The 18,019-nt window shown below is 66.7% G+C and carries 16 protein-coding genes; 8 read left to right on the top strand and 8 right to left on the bottom strand.

The window, feature by feature from the left end; translation table 11 throughout:
• The first annotated feature begins 25 nt into the window (after positions 1–25).
• The 7 genes from FAS41_RS00335 to FAS41_RS00365 all read left to right on the top strand — a co-directional run bounded on the left by FAS41_RS00335 (position 26) and on the right by FAS41_RS00365 (position 7,105).
• Entirely contained in the window at positions 26–532 is a 507-nt protein-coding gene (locus FAS41_RS00335) for a sugar dehydrogenase complex small subunit (protein WP_138519745.1), read from the top strand.
• 2 nt (positions 533–534) lie between these two features.
• The gene (locus FAS41_RS00340; RefSeq protein ID WP_138519746.1) at positions 535–2,124 is read left to right on the top strand and encodes a GMC family oxidoreductase; all 1,590 of its coding nucleotides are present in this window, start codon (positions 535–537) and stop codon (positions 2,122–2,124) included.
• Positions 2,121–3,401, top strand: coding sequence for a c-type cytochrome (locus FAS41_RS00345; protein ID WP_138519747.1), 1,281 nt, complete (start codon positions 2,121–2,123; stop codon positions 3,399–3,401). Before FAS41_RS00340 ends, FAS41_RS00345 begins: the two co-directional genes overlap by 4 nt.
• 111 nt (positions 3,402–3,512) lie before the next feature.
• Positions 3,513–5,909, top strand: a complete 2,397-nt coding sequence (locus FAS41_RS00350) for a tetratricopeptide repeat protein (protein WP_138519748.1) — start codon at positions 3,513–3,515, stop codon at positions 5,907–5,909.
• 122 nt (positions 5,910–6,031) lie between these two features.
• On the top strand, positions 6,032–6,349 hold the full coding sequence (locus tag FAS41_RS00355) for a DUF2388 domain-containing protein (RefSeq protein ID WP_138519749.1): 318 nt from the start codon (positions 6,032–6,034) through the stop codon (positions 6,347–6,349).
• A gap of 112 nt (positions 6,350–6,461) precedes the next feature.
• On the top strand, positions 6,462–6,788 hold the full coding sequence (locus FAS41_RS00360; RefSeq protein ID WP_138519750.1) for a DUF2388 domain-containing protein: 327 nt from the start codon (positions 6,462–6,464) through the stop codon (positions 6,786–6,788).
• A 95-nt stretch (positions 6,789–6,883) separates the two neighbouring features.
• A complete protein-coding gene (locus FAS41_RS00365) occupies positions 6,884–7,105 on the top strand; it encodes a hypothetical protein (protein ID WP_138519751.1) in 222 nt (73 codons plus the stop codon).
• 95 nt (positions 7,106–7,200) lie between these two features.
• Here the strand turns inward: FAS41_RS00365 and gcvP are convergent, their stop codons facing one another.
• The 4 genes from gcvP to FAS41_RS00385 form a co-directional block, all read right to left on the bottom strand.
• The gene (gcvP, locus tag FAS41_RS00370; protein WP_138519752.1) at positions 7,201–10,077 is read right to left on the bottom strand and encodes an aminomethyl-transferring glycine dehydrogenase; all 2,877 of its coding nucleotides are present in this window, start codon (positions 10,075–10,077) and stop codon (positions 7,201–7,203) included.
• Between the two features lie 75 nt (positions 10,078–10,152).
• A complete protein-coding gene (gene gcvH, locus FAS41_RS00375) occupies positions 10,153–10,542 on the bottom strand; it encodes a glycine cleavage system protein GcvH (protein WP_045213109.1) in 390 nt (129 codons plus the stop codon).
• A gap of 67 nt (positions 10,543–10,609) precedes the next feature.
• Positions 10,610–11,692, bottom strand: coding sequence for a glycine cleavage system aminomethyltransferase GcvT (gene gcvT / locus FAS41_RS00380; RefSeq protein ID WP_017521398.1), 1,083 nt, complete (start codon positions 11,690–11,692; stop codon positions 10,610–10,612).
• A gap of 112 nt (positions 11,693–11,804) precedes the next feature.
• The gene (locus FAS41_RS00385; protein WP_138519753.1) at positions 11,805–13,424 is read right to left on the bottom strand and encodes an ABC transporter permease; all 1,620 of its coding nucleotides are present in this window, start codon (positions 13,422–13,424) and stop codon (positions 11,805–11,807) included.
• Positions 13,425–13,600: 176 nt separating this feature from the next.
• On the opposite strand from FAS41_RS00385, the gene FAS41_RS00390 reads away from it, so the two are divergent.
• Positions 13,601–13,939: a hypothetical protein gene (locus FAS41_RS00390; RefSeq protein ID WP_138519754.1), complete on the top strand. Its 339-nt coding sequence runs from the start codon at positions 13,601–13,603 to the stop codon at positions 13,937–13,939.
• 16 nt (positions 13,940–13,955) lie between these two features.
• Here FAS41_RS00390 and FAS41_RS00395 read toward each other — a convergent pair whose 3' ends face one another.
• The 4 genes from FAS41_RS00395 to ubiH all read right to left on the bottom strand — a co-directional run bounded on the left by FAS41_RS00395 (position 13,956) and on the right by ubiH (position 18,018).
• Positions 13,956–14,957, bottom strand: coding sequence for a Fe(3+) ABC transporter substrate-binding protein (locus FAS41_RS00395; protein WP_138519755.1), 1,002 nt, complete (start codon positions 14,955–14,957; stop codon positions 13,956–13,958).
• 121 nt (positions 14,958–15,078) lie between these two features.
• On the bottom strand, positions 15,079–16,296 hold the full coding sequence (locus FAS41_RS00400; RefSeq protein ID WP_138519756.1) for a 2-octaprenyl-3-methyl-6-methoxy-1,4-benzoquinol hydroxylase: 1,218 nt from the start codon (positions 16,294–16,296) through the stop codon (positions 15,079–15,081).
• A 50-nt stretch (positions 16,297–16,346) separates the two neighbouring features.
• Complete coding sequence (locus FAS41_RS00405; RefSeq protein ID WP_138519757.1) at positions 16,347–16,829, bottom strand: DUF4442 domain-containing protein; 483 nt, start codon at positions 16,827–16,829, stop codon at positions 16,347–16,349.
• Between the two features lie 4 nt (positions 16,830–16,833).
• Positions 16,834–18,018, bottom strand: coding sequence for a 2-octaprenyl-6-methoxyphenyl hydroxylase (gene ubiH, locus FAS41_RS00410; protein WP_138519758.1), 1,185 nt, complete (start codon positions 18,016–18,018; stop codon positions 16,834–16,836).
• Between the last annotated feature and the right edge of the window lies 1 nt (position 18,019).

The raw sequence follows: 18,019 nt of genomic DNA on the forward strand, positions 1-18,019 counted from the left end.
TTCGCCTGTTGCAAGAGAGGTCGTCATGTCCGAGGCACAACTGCCCGCCTTCCCCCTTTCACGTCGCCGCCTGCTGGCGGTGGCCTGCGCCAGCGCCGCCCTCGGCGGTGTGCTGCTCAGCCCTGCCGCACGCACCTGGGCCGCGCTGACGCCCCAGGCCGAGCAGGAGCTGGAAGGTTTCATGACCCTGTCCCAGCGCCTCACCGGCCGCAGCAACCTCGACCCGCGCATCGGCCAACGCCTGTTCCAGGCCCTGGCGCAGCGTGACACCGCGCTCAAGCAGAGCCTGGCCGAACTGATCGAGCGCCTGGGCGACGCCCCGGACAGCTGGAACGAGCGCCAACAGTGGCTGGCCCGGCAGATCCTCGGCGGTTGGTACCTGGGGCAGATCGGCGATGACAACAGCGCCACGGTGGTCACCTACGAGCAGGCGCTGATGTACCGCGCGGTGGACGACGTGCTGGTGATCCGCAGCTACTGCCCGAACAAGCCCGGCTTCTGGGCGGCACAGCCCACCGAGCGGGGGGCATGAGCATGGCCGAGACGCAACGTGCGGATTTCGTGGTGGTCGGCTCCGGTGTGGCCGGCGCGCTGGTCGCCCATCAGCTGGCCATGGCCGGCAAGGACGTGCTGATGCTCGAAGCCGGTCCACGCATGGGCCGCTGGGAGATCGTCGAGCGCTTCCGCAACCAGGCGGACAAGTCCGACAACCAGGCGCCCTACCCCTCCACTCCCTTCGCGCCCCACCCGCAGTTCAAGCCGGACAACCACTACCTGATCCAGAAAGGCGAACATCCCTACGACGTGCAGTACATCCGCGCCGTGGGCGGCACCACCTGGCACTGGGCGGCCTCCGCCTGGCGCTTCCTGCCCAACGACTTCAAGCTGCTCAGCCTCTACGGCGTGGGCCGCGACTGGCCCATCGAATACGCCGAGCTGGAGCCCTGGTACCAGCGCGCCGAGGAAGAACTGGGCGTCTGGGGCCCTGGCGACGAGGAACTCGACTCGCCCCGCAGCCAGCCCTACCCGATGCCGCCACTGCCGCTGTCGTGGAACGAGCAGCGCATCAAGACCCTGCTCAACGCCAACGGCTACCGAGTAGTGACAGAACCGGTGGCGCGCAACAGTCGCCCCTACGACAACCGGCCGACCTGCTGCGGCAACAACAACTGCATGCCCATCTGCCCCATCGGCGCCATGTACAACGGCATCGTCCACGTCGAGAAGGCCGAGGCCGCTGGCGCGCGGCTGATCGACAACGCCGTGGTGTTCAAGCTGGAGAAAGGCGACGGCGGCAAGATCGTCGCGGCGCTGTACAAGGACACGCAGGGCAATGAAGTACGTGTCGAAGGTGACACCTTCATCCTCGCCGCCAACGGCATCGAGACGCCCAAGCTGATGCTGATGTCCGAGGTCGGCAACAGCTCGGACATGGTCGGCCGCAACCTCATGGACCACCCCGGCACCGCCGTGCAGTTCTATGCCGACGAGAAGCTCTGGCCGGGGCGCGGGCCGCAGGAAATGACGTCCATGGTGGGCTTCCGCGACGGCGCATTCCGCAGCGAGTACGCGTCGAAGAAGATCCACCTGTCCAACCTCTCGCGCACCGACCAGGTGGCTACCGAGCTGATCCGCCATGGGCCGCTGCTGCTGGGCCATGACCTGGAGGCGAAGATCCGCGACCGCGCCGCGCGTTTCGTGCGCTTCGACAGCTTTCACGAAATTCTCCCGCACCCGGAGAACCGCATCGTGCCCAGCGCCACCGAGCGCGACGCCGCCGGCATCCCCAAGCCCGAATTCACCTACGCAATGGACGACTACGTGCGCAAGAGCGCGGTACACACCCGCGAGGTCTACGCCCATGCGGCCAAGCTGCTCAATGGCGAGGAAGTGAAGTTCGACGACAGCTTCGCCAACAACAACCACATCACCGGCACCGTGCTGATGGGCGCCGACCCGAAGGACTCGGTGGTGGACGCCCAGTGCCGCAGCCACGACCATCCCAACCTGTTCATCGCCAGCAGCGGCGTGATGCCCACCGTCGGCTCGGTGAACTGCACGCTGACCATCGTCGCCCTGGCCCTGCGCCTGGCCGAGCACTTGAAGCGGGAGGCCAAGGCATGAAACCTCTCCTGCTGCTCGCCCTGCTGGCCACACCACTGGCTTCCCATGCTGCCAAGGCCCTCGACCCCGCACCGGCGGAGCTGCTGCAACGGGGCGAATACCTGGCCCGCGCCGGCGACTGCGCGGCCTGCCACACCGCACCGGGCGGCAAACCCTTCGCCGGCGGGCTGCCGCTGGCCACGCCGCTGGGCGCGGTGTACTCCACCAACATCACCCCCGATCCGAAGACCGGTATCGGCAGCTACAGCTACGACGACTTCGCCCGCGCTGTGCGCGAAGGCGTGGCCAAGGGCGGCACCCGGCTCTACCCGGCGATGCCTTACACCGCCTACGCGAAGATCAACGACGAGGACATGAAGGCGCTCTACGCCTGGTTCCTCGAAGGCGGCGTGCAGGCCGTCGCACAGCCCAACCAGGATTCCGACATTGCCTGGCCGCTGGACATGCGCTGGCCGCTGGCGATCTGGAACCTGCTGTTCCACGACGACTCGGTCTACCAGGCCAATCCGAAGCAGAGCCCGGCCTGGAACCGCGGCGCCTACCTGGTCCAGGGCCTCGCCCACTGCGGTACCTGCCACACACCGCGCGGCATGGCGTTCCAGGAGAAAGCCACGGACGAGCGCACCACCGGCTTCCTCGCAGGCGCCGCGCTGGGCGGCTGGTACGCCTTCAACATCACGCCTGACACCCACAGCGGCATTGGCGGCTGGAGCGACGCGGAGATCGTCCAGTACCTCAAGACCGGCCGCGTGCCGGGCAAGGCACAGGCCGCCGGGCCCATGGCGGAGGCGGTGGAACACAGCTTCCAGTACATGACCGACGCCGATCTGCAGGCCATCGCCAGCTACCTGCGCAGCGTCCCGGAGGTCAGCGATGGCGAACGCAAGGCACGCTTCGCCTGGGGCCAGGCAGCGGATGATGTGGTCACACTGCGCGGCCAGGACTTCGCGGCGCAAAAGAAAGATGACGGCGCGCGTCTCTACCTGGGCAATTGCGCCAGCTGCCATTCCTGGAGCGGCGAAGGGGTGAAAGATGGCTACTACCCGATGCTGCTGAAGAACAGCGCCGTCGGCGCCCTGCAGCCGGACAACCTGGTACAGGTGGTACTCGGCGGCGTGCACCGCAAGGTGGGCAACGAGGATGTGTTCATGCCTGGCTTTGCCGGCACGCTGAACGACGAGCAGATCGCCACCCTGGTGAACTACCTCACCGCGCAGTTCGGCAATCCCGACGTGAAAGTCGACAGCGCAAGAGTCGCCGAGATTCGCCAGCCCTGATGCACCCACGGCGGCAGGCTGCCAGCTCCCGAAGACGGCAGCCCGTCCGCGTTGACAGCTCCCACCGGCTCGCGGAAGCTCCATTACCCACGGAGTCGCCGCGGAAAATGGATGTCCATGCCTCACAAGACCAAGAAGCCTCGCTCCGCCGCTCCCGCCGCCACGCAGCCCACCGGGTTTCGTCGCACCTGGCTCGCCGCTGTCGCCGGGGCATTGCTCCTGGTCACTATCGGGGCCTGGATCTGGGTCGAGCAGGACAGCGGCGTCCAGCTCCCCAGCGGCCACCCACCGATCCAGACCACCACGCCCAAGCCCGCTGCACCGACACCGACAGAGCAGCCCGCACAACTGGTCGATGAATCCACCTGCGCCGGCTGCCACCAATCGCAGCTCAAGGACTGGCAGGGCTCCCATCACCAGCAGGCCATGAAGCCGGCCACCGAAGGCAACGTGCTGGGTAACTTCGACGGCGTCACCTTCAAGGGCGAAACCGAGACCAGCCGGTTCTTCCGCAAGGACGGCGAGTACTGGGTCAACACGCCCGGCGCCGACGGCAAGCCGGCGGACTTCAAGGTGGCCTACACCTTCGGCTTCGAACCGCTGCAGCAGTACCTACTCGAGTATCCCGGCGGCCGCCTGCAGGCCCTCGGCGTCGCCTGGGATAGCCGCAAGCACCAGTGGTTCCAGCTGATGCCCGGCCAGCGCATCGACTTCAAGGACGAACTGCACTGGACCCGTCCCGCACAGAACGCCAACTTCATGTGCATCGAGTGTCACACCACGGGTTTCAAGCGCAATTACGACGCGAAGACCGACAGCTTCGCCAGCCACTGGAACAGCCTTGGCGTCGGCTGCCAGGCCTGTCACGGGCCGGCGTCGAAGCATCTGGAGTGGGCGCAGAAGCCCGACCGCAACGCCGCCAAGGGTTTCGATGTGCCGCTGCAGAACGCCAGCCAGAGCACCGTCGTCGAGACCTGCGCACGCTGCCACGCCCGCCGCGCTCCGCTGGCCGACGGCTACCAGAACCAGCACCGCTTCATGGACGACTACCTGCCCAGCACCCTGACCCGTGAGCTCTACGAGATCGACGGCAAGATCAAGGACGAGGTCTTCGAGTGGGGCTCCTTCACCCAGAGCAAGATGTTCGCCAAGGGCGTGCAGTGCACCGACTGCCACAACCCCCACAGCGGCGAGCTGAAGGCGCCGGGCAACGGCGTCTGCCTGCAATGCCACAACACCTCTGGCAAGCCGGTGCGCCCGCAGATCGACGGCAAGGGCCTGCAGGCGAAGAACTACGACTCGCCCGAGCACACCCATCACCAACCCGGCACGCCCGGTGCGCAGTGCACCTCCTGCCACATGCCGGGGCGGTACTACATGGTCAACGACTACCGCCACGACCACGGTTTCACGCTGCCCAACCCCGCGCACGCGCGGCGTATCGGCGCACCGGATGCCTGCCTGGCCTGCCACAAGGACACCCCGGCGAAGAAGATCGGCGACCAGTTCCGCCAGTGGTACGCCAGTGAGCTGCCGGTCAAGGCCAACGCCTCCAGCAATCCCGTACCGCGCTATGACGACACCCTGTGGAAAGCCCGCGGCGGCAAGCCCGGCGCCTCCCGCGCGCTGCACCTGCTGCTGGCCTCGCCCGAGCTGCCGGCGATCCGTCGCGCGACCCTGCTGGCCGAACTGCCCAGCTACCCCAGCCAGCGCTCGCTGGAACTGGTGGCCCTGAGCCTGAAAGACGTCGATCCGCTGGTACGCAACGCCGCCGTCGAAGCCCTGCCAGCGCTGGCGGGTGCCCCGCAGCAGGCCATGCTGCTGGCGCCCCTGCTCAACGACCCGATTCGCGCCGTGCGCATCGCCGCCGCCTGGCAACTGGCGCAGCTCCCGCCGCCAGTGCGCGCCAGCGTCGGAGCCGGCCTGGGCAAGGGGCTCGAAGAATATGAGCAGGTCCAGCAAAGCCTTGCAGAACGTGCCGAGGCTAATCTCAACCTCGCCATGCTCTATCAGCAGTCCGACCGCCCCGATCAGGTGGAGCCCGCGCTGCGCGCAGCGCTCCAGCGCAACCCGGACTTCATCCCGGCCAGGGTGACCCTGATCCAGTGGCTGAGCGCCTCCGGCCGCGACGTCGATTCGCGTCAGCTGCTGGACGACAGCCTGCGCCAATACCCGACATCGGGCCTGCTGCACCACATCAAGGGGCTCGCCCTGATCCGCCAGGGTGATCGTCCCCAGGCCCTCAAGGAACTGCGTGAGGCCGTGCGCCTGGCCCCGGACGACGATCAATTGCGCTACGTACTGGCTATCGCCCTGCACGACACCGGTGACAGCGACGGCGCCTGCCATGAGCTGGAGGCCCTGTTGCAGAAACACCCGGCCAACCGCGCGGCGCGCCTGGTACTGATCGATTACCTGCGCGAATCCGGGCAGTTCCAGAAGGTCCAGCAGTTCACGGCGGAGCTTGAGCAGCAGAATCCGGACGACCCCTCGCTCAAGCGCGAGTGACAGCTCCGACGACAGATTACTCAGAAGGCAGGAGACTCAGACGCCAGAGATTTCCGACGACAGGAGGGAACCGCGGAATATTCCGATGCTCTGAGTGGCGCGCAATCACTCAAGGAACCATCATGCGTCGCCGTTTTGTCCCTGCTGTCGTAGCCCTCACTCTGCTCCCCCTCACCTGTGCCATGGCCGAAGATCGCGACTTCTGGCGCAGCGTCCTGACCTCCGGCGCGACCACCGCCTCGAGCTACCTGACCAGCCGTGACGACCACAAGCTGATCGGTCCGGCCCAGGACGACGCCGCCAGCTTCATCGCCACCGACGGCGCCATCCGTGGCCCCTACCTGGAAGCCACGCTGCAGCAGATGCGCAGCGCCGACCCGGCCCTGGCGCAAGCCAGCGATGCCGAGCTGGCCTCGGCGATCCTCGCTACCCAGCGATGATCGAAAGCGATCTGCGCGAGCGACCGCTCGCGCAGACCGTCGCAGGAAAGTTGGAACTCCCGCCAGCCGCCGCGCCTCTCACCTGTACACGGACCTTCCGGAGGTGTAACCGATGCGTACCGCGAAACTGGCCACAGCCTTTGCCCTGATCGCCCTGCCCGTTGCGTCGGCCATGGCCGACGGCGACTTCTGGCGCGACGTCATCTCGTCCGGCGCCACCACCGCGTCGACCTACCTGACCTTCAAGCACGACAAGCTGATCGTTGCCGCCCAGGACGATGCCAGCGCCTTCGTCGCCAGTGACGGCGCGATCCGCGGCCCCTACCTGGAAGCCGCACTCACCCGCCTGCGCAGCGACGACGCGACCCTGCAGGACCGCAGCGACATGGAGCTGGCCAACGCCATCCTGACCCGCCCCGATGACGCATCCGCCCAGTGACACCCAGCGGCGTGGCCCATGGCGCTCGCCGCGGGCCACGCCAGGCGGTACGGGCTGTGTTCTACTGACACTCCGCCTACGACAAGGAGTGTCCCATGAACGATCCCATCCAACCGCTGAAGATCACCCTGATCCTGCTGATCGTCAGTGAAGGTTTCTGGCTGCTCAGCCGCCTCCTCAGCGTGGTCGGACTGGAAATCTACTCACTGCTGCCATCGGCCCTGTACAACCTGATCGGCATGCTCAGCAACGTGCTGATGATCGTCCTGTTCGTCCTGCTGATCCGCCTGATCGGCCGCTTGCAGCTCAAGCCCTGAGGCCCTCTGCCCGACCAGTTCGCTCCCACGCCGGAGCGAATCTACGAAAAACGAAAAAGCCGCCTTCGGGCGGCTTTTTCAGTTCAGCGCACCGCTTACTCGCGGTAATCATCCACCGGCACGCAGGCGCAGAACAGGTTGCGGTCGCCGTAGACGTTGTCCACGCGGTTCACCGCCGGCCAATACTTGAAGGCACGGGTGTGCTCGGTCGGAGTGACCGCTTCGGCGATCTGATACGGACGGTCCCACAGCCCGGTGACGTCCGCCAGCGTGTGCGGCGAACGCTTGAGCGGGTTGTCCTCGGCCGGCCACTCGCCGGTCTCGACCTTGGCGATCTCCGCACGGATCGACAGCATGGCCTCGATGAAGCGGTCCAGCTCGTGCTTGGACTCGCTCTCGGTGGGCTCCACCATCAGCGTGCCGGGCACCGGGAAGGACATGGTCGGCGCGTGGAAGCCGTAGTCCATCAGGCGCTTGGCCACGTCTTCCTCGCTGATCCCGGTCTGCGCCTTGAGCGGGCGCAGGTCGAGGATGCATTCGTGGGCAACGCGCTCGTTGCGGCCACGGTAGAGCACCGGGAAGGCGCCATCGAGCTGCTGGGCCAGGTAGTTGGCATTGAGGATCGCCACCTCGGTGGCGTCCGCCAGCTGCGGGCCCATCATGGCGATGTACATCCAGCTGATCGGCAGGATGCTGGCGCTGCCCCAGGGCGCGGCGCTCACTGCGCCGTTGAGCGGGTTCGGGCCTTCGATGCGGATCACCGGGTGGTTGGCGACGAAGGGCGCGAGGTGCTTCTTCACGCCAATCGGGCCCATGCCCGGGCCGCCACCGCCGTGGGGAATGCAGAAGGTCTTGTGCAGGTTCATGTGCGACACGTCGGCGCCGATGTCCGCCGGACGCGCGAGGCCGACCTGCGCGTTGAGGTTGGCGCCATCCATGTAGACCTGGCCACCGTGGCTGTGGATGACCTCGCAGATCTCGCGGATGCCTTCCTCGTAAACGCCGTGGGTCGACGGGTAGGTGATCATCAGGCAGGACAGTTGCGCGCCGGCTTCCTCGGCCTTGCGCTTGAGGTCCTCCATGTCCACGTTGCCACCCTTGTCGCACTCGACGATGACCACGCGCATGCTCGCCATGATCGCCGAGGCCGGGTTCGTACCATGGGCCGAGGACGGGATCAGGCAGATGTTGCGGTGCGCGTCGCCACGGCTCTCGTGGTACTTGCGGATCGCCAGCAGGCCGGCGTATTCACCCTGGGCGCCGGAGTTGGGCTGCATGCAGATGGCGTCGAAACCGGTGATCGCGCAGAGCCAGCTTTCCAGCTCCTCGATCATCAGGCGGTAGCCCTCGGCCTGCTCGCGCGGCACGAAGGGGTGCAGGGTGGCGAATTCCGGCCAGGTGATCGGGATCATCTCGCTGGTGGCGTTGAGCTTCATGGTGCAGGAGCCCAGCGGGATCATCGACTGGTTCAGCGCCAGGTCCTTGCCTTCGAGCTGGCGCAGGTAGCGCAGCATCTCGGTTTCGCTTTGATGGCGATTGAAGACCGGGTGGGTCAGGTAGTCGCTGCTGCGTTGCAGGGCAGCGGGAATGCCGTCAGCGACCTGGCCGGCGTCGAGCTGCGCCACATCCAGGCCGTGGCCGGCACCCAGCAGGATGTCGAACAGGCTGGCGAGGGTCTCGGCACTGGTGGTTTCGTCCAGGCTCACGCCCAGGCGGTCCTCACCGACGATGCGTAGGTTCACGCGGGCGGCGCGGGCGCGCTCGACGATGGTCTGCTGCTGTGCGCCGACGTCCAGAGTCAGGGTGTCGAAGAAATGCTGGTTGACCGGCTTCAGGCCCTTGGCGGCGAGGCCGGCGGCCAGGACGGAAGTCAGGCGGTGCACGCGCTGGGCGATGCGTTTGAGGCCCTGCGGGCCATGGTAGACGGCGTACAGGCTGGCGATGTTGGCCAGCAACACCTGCGAGGTGCAGACGTTGGAGTTGGCCTTCTCGCGACGGATGTGCTGCTCACGGGTCTGCAGCGCCATGCGCAGCGCGGTATTGCCACGGGCGTCCTTGGACACGCCGATGATGCGGCCCGGCATGGCGCGCTTGTAGTCGTCACGGCAGGCGAAGAAAGCCGCGTGCGGGCCGCCGTAGCCCATGGGCACGCCAAAACGCTGGGCGCTGCCCAGTACCACGTCGGCACCCAGCTCGCCCGGCGGGGTGAGCAGCAGCAACGCGAGCAGGTCGCTGGCCACGCAGGCGATGGCCTGCTGGGCGTGCAGCGCGTCGATCACCGAGCGCAGGTCGCGGATTTCGCCACGGGTATCCGGGTACTGCAGCAATGCGCCGAACACCGTGTGCTGGCCGAGGTTGTCCACTTCGTCGACTACCACATCGAAACCGAAGGCTTCGGCGCGGGTCTGCACCACGGAAATGGTCTGCGGGTGGCAATGGGCGTCGACGAAGAACAGGTTGCTCTTCGCCTTGGCGACGCGCTTGGCCAGGGCCATGGCCTCGGCGGCGGCGGTGGCTTCATCCAGCAGCGAGGCGCTGGCGAGGTCGAGGCCGGTGAGATCGATGGTCATCTGCTGGAAGTTCAGTAGGGATTCGAGACGACCCTGGGCGATTTCCGGCTGGTACGGGGTGTAGGCGGTGTACCAGCCCGGGTTCTCCAGTACGTTGCGCAGGATGACGGCCGGGGTCAGGGTGCCGTAGTAGCCGGTGCCGATCAGGCTGGTCCACAGCTCGTTCTTCTGCGCATACCCCTTCAGCTTGGCCAGCGCTCCCTGCTCGTCGAGGGCGACCGGCAGGTCCAGCGCGCGGTTCAGGCGGATCGCCGGCGGCACGGTCTGCACGATCAGTTCGTCACGGTTGGCGATGCCCAGGGTCTCGAGCATGGCTTGCTGCTCGGCGGCATCGGGGCCCAGGTGACGGGCGAGGAAGGCATCAGGCTGGTGCAACTGGGAAAGCGAAGGGGTGTTCGACATGGCCACGGTCTCGAAAGGGTCGTTCCCTAAAAGAACAGGCCCCGACGAATCGAGGCCTGTGTGTACAGCAGTGTCTTACGCGTCGGCGTCGCTGGCAGCGCGGTAGCCAGCGGCGTCGAGGAGCTTGTCCAGCTCGGCCGGGTTGCTCGGCTTGAGCTTGAAGAACCAGGAACCGTACGGGTCGTTGTTCACTTCTTCGGGGGTGTCGGCCAGCACGTCGTTGACGGCAATGACTTCACCGCCCACCGGGGCGTAGATGTCCGAGGCGGCCTTCACCGACTCGACCACACCGGCTTCCTGGCCGGCGGCGAGGGTCTTGCCCACTTCCGGCAGTTCGACGAAGACCACGTCGCCCAGGGCTTCCTGGGCATGGTCGGAGATGCCCACGGTCACGGTACCGTCGGCTTCCAGGCGCGCCCACTCGTGGCTGGCGGCGTAACGCAGGTCGGCGGGGATATTGCTCATCTTGTTGTTCCTCGGGGACTGGGCGACGGGCGGCGGTACCGCCCTCTTCTAAGTTAGATCATGCAATTTAGATCAGGGCTTTGCCATGACGCACGAAATTCGGCTGAACGACGCGAACCGGGTACCACTTGCCACGGATTTCCACTTCGGCGCGATCGCCGGTGGCCGCCGGCACGCGGGCCAGGGCGATGGACTTGCCGAGCGTGGGGGAGAAGCTGCCGCTGGTGATCTCGCCTTCGCCGACACCGGCAACGCGGACCACCTGGTGGGCGCGCAGTACGCCGCGCTCTTCCAGCACCAGGCCGACCAGCTTGGGTGCATCACCGGCAGCCTTCTGCGCTTGCAGCGCCGCGCGACCGATGAAGTCGCGACCTTCGGGTTCCCAGGCGATGGTCCAGCCCATGTTGGCGGCCAGCGGGGTGACGTCTTCGTCCATGTCCTGGCCGTAGAGGTTCATCCCGGCTTCCAGGCGCAGGGTGTCGCGCGCACCCAGGCCCGCCGGGGCAATGCCGGCGCCGACCAGGTCATTGAGGAAACCTTGCGCCTCGACGGCCGGCAGCATGATCTCCAGGCCGTCCTCGCCGGTGTAGCCGGTGCGGGCGATGAACCAGTCACCGTCGGCCTTGCCCTGGAAAGGCTTGAGTTCGCGGATCAGCGCGGCGCGCGAGGGCGTGACCAGTTCGGCGGTCTTCTCGCGGGCGTTCGGGCCCTGCACGGCCAGCATCGCGAGATCCGCGCGCTCGGTCAGGGTGACGTCGAAGCCTTCGGTATGCGCCTGCATCCAGGCCATGTCCTTGTCGCGGGTGGAGGCGTTGACCACCACGCGATAACCGTACACGCCGAGGTAGACGATCAGGTCGTCGACCACCCCCCCGCGTTCGTTGAGCATGCCGCTGTACAGCGCCTTGCCCGGAACCTGAAGTCGTTCGACGTCGTTAGCCAGGAGTCGCTGCAGGTATTCCTTGGCCTGCGGACCGGTGACGTCGACCACGGTCATGTGGGAAACGTCGAACACGCCGCAATCGCGACGTACCTGGTGGTGCTCTTCGACTTGCGAACCGTAGTGCAACGGCATGTCCCAACCGCCGAAATCGACGATCTTGGCGCCGAGGGCGACGTGCAAATCATAGAGCGGCGTGCGCTGTCCCATGGGTGTTCTCCTTCCGGGCGAGGCGGGTGCGGAGCGCGAGTACGGCCCGCACGAAACGCGCGCATTGTAGTCGCATGGCCGGACTCTGGACAGCTTGTCCGACGGCCGATTCTCAGGGCCGGGAAGAACCGCTCTGGCGTGCGGAGCGACGGATCAGGCCGATCACCGGGAACAGGCCCACCAGCACCAGCGTCAGCGCCGGCAGTGCGGCGCGCGCCCATTCGCCCTCGCTGGTCATCTCGAAGACGCGTACGGCCAGGGTGTCCCAGCCGAATGGACGCATCAGCAGGGTTGCCGGCATCTCCTTGAGTACGTCGACGAACACCAGCAACGAGGCGCTCAGCGCACCCGGCACCAGCAGCGGCAGGTAGACGCGGAAGAACAGGCCGGCGCCGCCGACCCCCAGGCTGCGGGAAGCTTCCGGTAGCGACGGGCGAATTCTGGCTAATGCGCCTTCCAGCGGGTTGTAGGCCACCGCCATGAAGCGGATCAGATAGGCCACCAGCAACGCCCCGATACTGCCCAGCAATAGCGGCTTGCCGGCGCCGCCCAGGGCGCTGGAGAGCGGGATCACCGCATGATTGTCCAGCCAGCTGAAGGCCAGCATGATCGCCACCGCCAGTACCGAGCCGGGCAGCGCATAGCCGAGATTGGCAATGCCCACCGCCGAGCGTACCGCCGGCGTCGGTGACACGCGTCGGGCAAAGGCCAGCAGCAGCGCCACGGCAACCGTCAGCACCGCCGCGAAGCCGCCCAGGTAGAGGCTGTGCAGGATCAGGCCCCAGTAGCGCTCGTCGAGATCGAAGCGTCCCTTCTGCCAGACCCAGACCAGCAGTTGCAGCACCGGGATGACAAAGGCACAGGCGAATACCAGCAGGCACCAGGCACTGGCGGCGAAGGCCTTCCAGCCATGCAGCCGGTACAGCGCCGCGCCACGCGGACGTTCATTGGGCACGCTGCTGCGACCACGGCTGTAGCGCTCGCCCAGCAGCACCAGCATGACGAACAGCAGCAGCAGGCTGGCCAGTTGGGTGGCGCTGGAGAGGCTGTAGAAGCCGTACCAGGTCTTGTAGACGGCGGTGGTGAAGGTATCGAAGTTGAACACCGAGACGGTGCCGAAATCCGCCAGGGTCTCCATGATTGCCAGCGCCAGCCCGGCGCCGATAGCCGGCCGCGCCATCGGCAGGGCGACACGCCAGAAGGCCGCCAGCGGCGACAACCCGAGCACCCGCGCCGCCTCCATCAGTCCGCGCCCCTGGGCGAGGAAGGCGGTACGCGCGAGCAGGTAGACGTAGGGATAGAAGACCAGTACCAGTACCGTGATGACCCCGCCGGTAGAGCGCACGCGAGGCAGCCGCAGGCCGCTGCCGAACCACTCACGCAGCAGTGTCTGCACGGGGCCGGAGAAGTCCAGCAGGCCGACGAAGACGAACGCCAGCACATAGGCCGGCACCGCGAAGGGCAGCATCAGCGCCCAGTCCAGCCAACGCCGGCCGGGGAATTCGCAGAGGCTGGTGAGCCAGGCGAGGCTGACGCCCAGCACGGTCACGCCAACACCCACGCCAGCCACTAGCACCAGGGTATTTCCCAACAGCCGGGCCATCTGGGTTTCCCAAAGGTGCGACCAGATCTCGCGGTCGATTTCGGCCCAGCTCAGCAGCAGGACGCTGATGGGCAGCAGGACCAGCGCGGCGACAGCGAAAGTGATGGGGTACCAGCGGTTGGTGCGCATGCGTTGCGTTTTTCCAGGAAATCAGCAGGTGCTTGTGGGAAATATCGCCGAATCGATGACGGAAACTTCTCTCATTGAAATCGAATTCGCCTGATCCTCACGCAGCAGGGATAAAGCGCAAGGTAGAGCGGTCGAATCGGCCACTTTGCCATTTCAACCTGCCAAGGAAAAAGCCCATGTCCACTCCTCGCACCCTCTGCGGGCTGCTGCTCCTGACACTGTGCGGCACCGTTCTGGCCGACGAGCCTACCCCCATGGAGTCCTGCCTGCAGTTGGCGATGACGCTGCTGGCGGAAAATCCCCAGTTGCAGGAGCGCTGGCAGCAGACGTGGGTGGAGCCATCGTCGATCCACGAGGAAGTCTATGACGGAGCAGTGGAAGGACAGCATGCCAGCAAGCGCCTGACCGCCCAGCTGCGCCGCGGCGACCAGTCCGACGGCCAGTTCATCTGCCTGCTGGCGGAGAACGGCAAGGCGCTCTCCGTCGACCACCTGGACGACGCCGACACCCCGTAAGGCGTCGGCACGCTCTTCAGTTCCAGCCGGCGCGGTCCATCAGCTTGATCGCCTCGGCCTGGCGCTTGCCGGCGATTTCAACCGGGATGCTGTCGGCCTTGAACTCACCCCAGGCCGCCACTTCCTGCGACGGCGCCACCTTCGGGTTGGCCGGGAACTCCTGGTTGATGCCGGCGAACAGCGACTGCGCGTCCGGCCCGGTCATCCACTCCACCAGTTTCTTCGCCGCTTCCGGGTGCGGCGCGTACTTGGTCAGGCCGATGCCCGACAGGTTGACGTGCACACCACGGTCGCCCTGGTTCGGCCAGAACAGCTTCACCGGCAGCTGCGGATTGTCCTTGTGCATGCGCCCGTAGTAGTAGGTGTTGACGATGCCGACGTCGCACTGGCCAGCGGCAATGGCCTGCAGCAGCGCGTTGTCGTCGGAGAACACGTCAGTCGCCAGGTTGTTCACCCAGCCCTTGAGGATTTCCTCGGTCTTCTCGGCGCCATGGGTCTCGATCAGGGTCGCGGTCAGCGACTGGTTGTAGACCTTCTTCGCGGTGCGCAGGCACAGGCGGCCTTCCCACTTCGCATCGGCCAGTTCTTCGTAGGTCGACAGTTCCTCGGGCTTCACCCGCTGGGTCGAATAGGCGATGGTCCGCGCGCGCAGCGACAGGCCGGTCCAGCTGTCAGTGCCGGAGCGGTACTGCGGCGGGATGTTGGCATCCAGGGTCGGCGAATCGAAGGGCTGCAGGATGCCCATCTTCTCGGCCTGCCAGAGGTTGCCGGCGTCCACGGTGAGCAGCAGGTCGGCCGGGGTGTTGGCGCCTTCGGCCTTGATCCGCGCCATCAGCGGCGCTTCCTTGTCGGTGATGAACTTGATCTTCACCCCGGTGGCCTGGGTGTAGGCGTCGAATACCGGCTTGATCAGCTCGTCGATGCGCGAGGAGTAGACCACCACTTCGTCGGCGGCCTGGGCAGTGCTACCGAAGGCGGCCAGCAGGAGGGTGGCGAGAAGACCTTTGCGCACGAGCATGAGCGTGTCCTTTGCGAGGAAAATATCCCGCAAATGATAAGGAACCTCATTTGCTGCTGAGGCGCGCAGGTGTTTCGAGGTGTTTCGGCAGGGTGCGGTACGAGGCCGCAGCCCGCCCTTCTCAGACTCGCGCCAGGTTCGGCAGGTCGCCCGTCAGCCCCAGCGCCTGGCGCACGAACACGCCCTTGGCCTCATGGTGCTTGTCCACCAGCCGCAGCCCGGCGTTACGCAGCCAGCGCACTGCCAGCGGGTCGGCCTGGAACAGGCGCTGGAAGCCCTCCATCGCCGCCATCATCGCCAGGTTGTGCGGCATACGCCGACGTTCGAAGCGGCTCAGCACACGTTCCTCGGCAATGTTCTCGCCTCGGGCGTGGGCGTGCTCGATCACCTCGGCAAGCACCGCGGCATCCAGGAAGCCCAGGTTCACGCCTTGCCCGGCCAGCGGGTGGATGGTGTGTGCGGCGTCACCGATCAGCACCAGCCCCGGCTCCACGTAGCGCTTGGCATGGCGCTGACGCAGCGGAATGCACAGGCGGCGGTCGGCATGTTCGATGGCGCCCAGGCGATGCTCGAAGGCAAGGCCGAGAGCCTTGCGGAAGCCGTCGTCGTCCAGCGCCATGAGCTTTTCTGCCTGCTCGGGAGTAGTCGACCAGACAATCGAACACCAGTGCGCGTCGCCCTCCTTCGCCAGCGGCAGGAAGGCCAGCGGGCCGTCGTCGGTGAAACGCTGCCAGGCGGTGGCCTGGTGCGGCTTCTCGCAGCGCACGCTGGTGACGATGGCGTGGTGCAGGTAATCCCACTCACGGGTGGCGCAGCCCGCCAGGCGGCGCACAGCGGAGTTGGCGCCGTCGGCGGCGACCACCAGCGGCGTGCGGATCTCGCGACCATCGGAGAGACTCAGCAGCCAGTCGTCGCCGGAATGGCGCAGTTGCTCCAGGCGCGCGTTGGGCAACAGGCCGAGGGCGGAGTCATGCAGGCGCTCCAGCAGGGCATCCTGCACCACGCGGTTCTCGACGATGTGGCCGAGCATCTCGGCATGCACGCTGGCGGCGCTGAAGTGGATCTGCCCGGTGCCCGAGCCGTCCCACACTTGCATCTCGCGGTAGGGCTCAGCGCGACGTGCGGCGATGCCGTCCCAGGCGTGCAGGCGCTGGAGGATGCGCCGACTGGCCTCGGACAGCGCACTGACGCGCGGTTCGAAAGGCGCTTCGCGGTCGAACGGTTTGACGCTCAGCGGCGAGCCGTCCAGCAGCAGGATATCCAGCCCGCTGCCTTCCAGGGCCAGGGCCAGCGCGCTGCCGACCATTCCCGCCCCGACGATTACCAGATCCGCGTGCATGTGCGTTCCTTCTTCAGCGGCCCGCGCAGCCTGGGCGCGGGCATCGAAATTCAAGCGGCCTGCCGCGCGCGCGGCTTGAGCCGGACGTACAGGGTCTTCTGCACCCGCGCCACCAGGGTGCCTTCGCCATCACGCACTTCGGCGTGCAGGCGCGGCAGGTACTTCGCGCCGCTGGCGGTTTGCTCGCGGATGTCATCGAGCAGTTGCTGGTCAATGCGGAAATCGGCGTACACCGGACCTTTGCCGGGGCTGACGAATTCGATGTTGGCGGCCTTGTCCCAGACGATGTACTCGCGCCCCAGGTTCTCCATCAGCATCAGCATGAAGAAGGGGTCGGTCATGCTGTACAGGCTGCCGCCGAACTGGGTGCCGACGTAGTTGCGGTTGAACAGGTTCAGGCCCATCTTCACACGGACTTCGCGAAAGTCCGCGCTGATGTGGCGCACCCGCACCCCGGCGCCGAGGTAGGGCGGGTAGAGGTTCAGACCGAAACGCAGCAGACGGGCGCGGCGGGAGCTCTTGCGTGGTTCCATCGACTCAGACCGGTCGGGCGCCCAGGCCCATGGCCTGGCGGGCGAACCAGCGCTTGGCCGGCGGCAACAGATCGAGGCCGAGCAGGCCGATGTTGCGGCCGGTGGCCAGCAACGGCTGGGCATTGGAAAACAGGCGGGTAACGCGATCGGAGAAACCGACGGTCATCTGCTGGTCCAGGCGCTGGCCGTCCAGGTAGCGCTGCAACACGGCGAAATCGCCCGGCGCGGCCTCTTCCTGCAACAGGCGATCACCCAGGGCCTTGGCATCGCGCAGCGACAGGTTGAAGCCCTGCCCGGCAATCGGATGCAGGCTGTGGGCAGCGTTGCCCAGCACAACCAGGTGCGGGCGAATCTGCTCGTCGGCCTCGGTCAGACTCAGTGGGTAGCCGTAGCGCACGCCGACCTGGCACAAAGTGCCCAGGCGGTAGCCGAAGGCCTCCTGCAACTCGGCGAGGAAGGTCGCGTCAGGCAACTCGCGCAGGCGCTCGGCATCACGGCCGTTGCGGGTCCAGACCAGCGCGCAGCGGTTTTCCGGCAGCGGCAGCAGGGCCAGCGGGCCGTTTTCGGTGAAACGCTCGAAGGCCTGCCCGCGATGGGCTTCGGACGGGCTGATGTTGGCGATCAGCGCGGTCTGCCCGTAAGACGAGGAGCGCACGTTGATGCCCAGCTGCTCGCGCAGGCCGGAGCGGCCGCCGTCGGCCAGCACGGCAAGGTCGCAGTCCAGCTGCGAGTCGTCGTCCAGGGTCAGGCGGTAGCCGTCGCCCAGCGCGTCCATCCGGCGCACTTCGGCCGGGCAGCGCCAGCTCACCACGTCCGGGTCGAGCGCATGCCACAGGCACTGGCCGAGCCAGGCATTCTCCACCACATAGCCAAGGGCGGGAACGCCCTCTTCCACTGCCGTCAGGCGCGCAGCGCCGAAGCGACCGCGGTCGGAGACGTGGATCTGGGTGATGGGCTCGGCGCGCTGGGAAATCTGCTGCCAGAGTCCCAGGCGTTCGTAGATCTGCCGGCTGCCGAAGGACAGCGCCGAGGAGCGCGCGTCATAGCTGGGCTGGTAGGCATCGCCGGGGGCGAAGGGCTCGATCAGCACGATCTGCCAGCCGCGCTCGCGGGCACCGGCCTGGAGAATCAGCGCAAGGCTCGCGCCGACGAGTCCGCCACCGATGATGGCCAGTTGCGTACGTTGCATG

It is taken from the genome of Pseudomonas nicosulfuronedens (assembly GCF_005877905.1).
Taxonomy (GTDB): domain Bacteria; phylum Pseudomonadota; class Gammaproteobacteria; order Pseudomonadales; family Pseudomonadaceae; genus Pseudomonas; species Pseudomonas nicosulfuronedens.

What these genes read in the sequence shown, in the direction of transcription:
- FAS41_RS00335 (WP_138519745.1), top strand. Translation starts at nt 26, where the DNA reads ATGTCCGAGGCACAACTGCCCGCCTTCCCCCTTTCACGTCGCCGCCTG.
- FAS41_RS00365 (WP_138519751.1), top strand. Translation starts at nt 6,884, where the DNA reads ATGAACGATCCCATCCAACCGCTGAAGATCACCCTGATCCTGCTGATC.
- FAS41_RS00345 (WP_138519747.1), top strand. Translation starts at nt 2,121, where the DNA reads ATGAAACCTCTCCTGCTGCTCGCCCTGCTGGCCACACCACTGGCTTCC.
- FAS41_RS00360 (WP_138519750.1), top strand. Translation starts at nt 6,462, where the DNA reads ATGCGTACCGCGAAACTGGCCACAGCCTTTGCCCTGATCGCCCTGCCC.
- FAS41_RS00400 (WP_138519756.1), bottom strand. Translation starts at nt 16,296, where the DNA reads ATGCACGCGGATCTGGTAATCGTCGGGGCGGGAATGGTCGGCAGCGCG.
- FAS41_RS00355 (WP_138519749.1), top strand. Translation starts at nt 6,032, where the DNA reads ATGCGTCGCCGTTTTGTCCCTGCTGTCGTAGCCCTCACTCTGCTCCCC.
- gcvT (WP_017521398.1), bottom strand. Translation starts at nt 11,692, where the DNA reads ATGGGACAGCGCACGCCGCTCTATGATTTGCACGTCGCCCTCGGCGCC.
- ubiH (WP_138519758.1), bottom strand. Translation starts at nt 18,018, where the DNA reads ATGCAACGTACGCAACTGGCCATCATCGGTGGCGGACTCGTCGGCGCG.
- FAS41_RS00390 (WP_138519754.1), top strand. Translation starts at nt 13,601, where the DNA reads ATGTCCACTCCTCGCACCCTCTGCGGGCTGCTGCTCCTGACACTGTGC.
- gcvH (WP_045213109.1), bottom strand. Translation starts at nt 10,542, where the DNA reads ATGAGCAATATCCCCGCCGACCTGCGTTACGCCGCCAGCCACGAGTGG.
- FAS41_RS00350 (WP_138519748.1), top strand. Translation starts at nt 3,513, where the DNA reads ATGTCCATGCCTCACAAGACCAAGAAGCCTCGCTCCGCCGCTCCCGCC.
- gcvP (WP_138519752.1), bottom strand. Translation starts at nt 10,077, where the DNA reads ATGTCGAACACCCCTTCGCTTTCCCAGTTGCACCAGCCTGATGCCTTC.
- FAS41_RS00405 (WP_138519757.1), bottom strand. Translation starts at nt 16,829, where the DNA reads ATGGAACCACGCAAGAGCTCCCGCCGCGCCCGTCTGCTGCGTTTCGGT.
- FAS41_RS00385 (WP_138519753.1), bottom strand. Translation starts at nt 13,424, where the DNA reads ATGCGCACCAACCGCTGGTACCCCATCACTTTCGCTGTCGCCGCGCTG.
- FAS41_RS00395 (WP_138519755.1), bottom strand. Translation starts at nt 14,957, where the DNA reads ATGCTCGTGCGCAAAGGTCTTCTCGCCACCCTCCTGCTGGCCGCCTTC.
- FAS41_RS00340 (WP_138519746.1), top strand. Translation starts at nt 535, where the DNA reads ATGGCCGAGACGCAACGTGCGGATTTCGTGGTGGTCGGCTCCGGTGTG.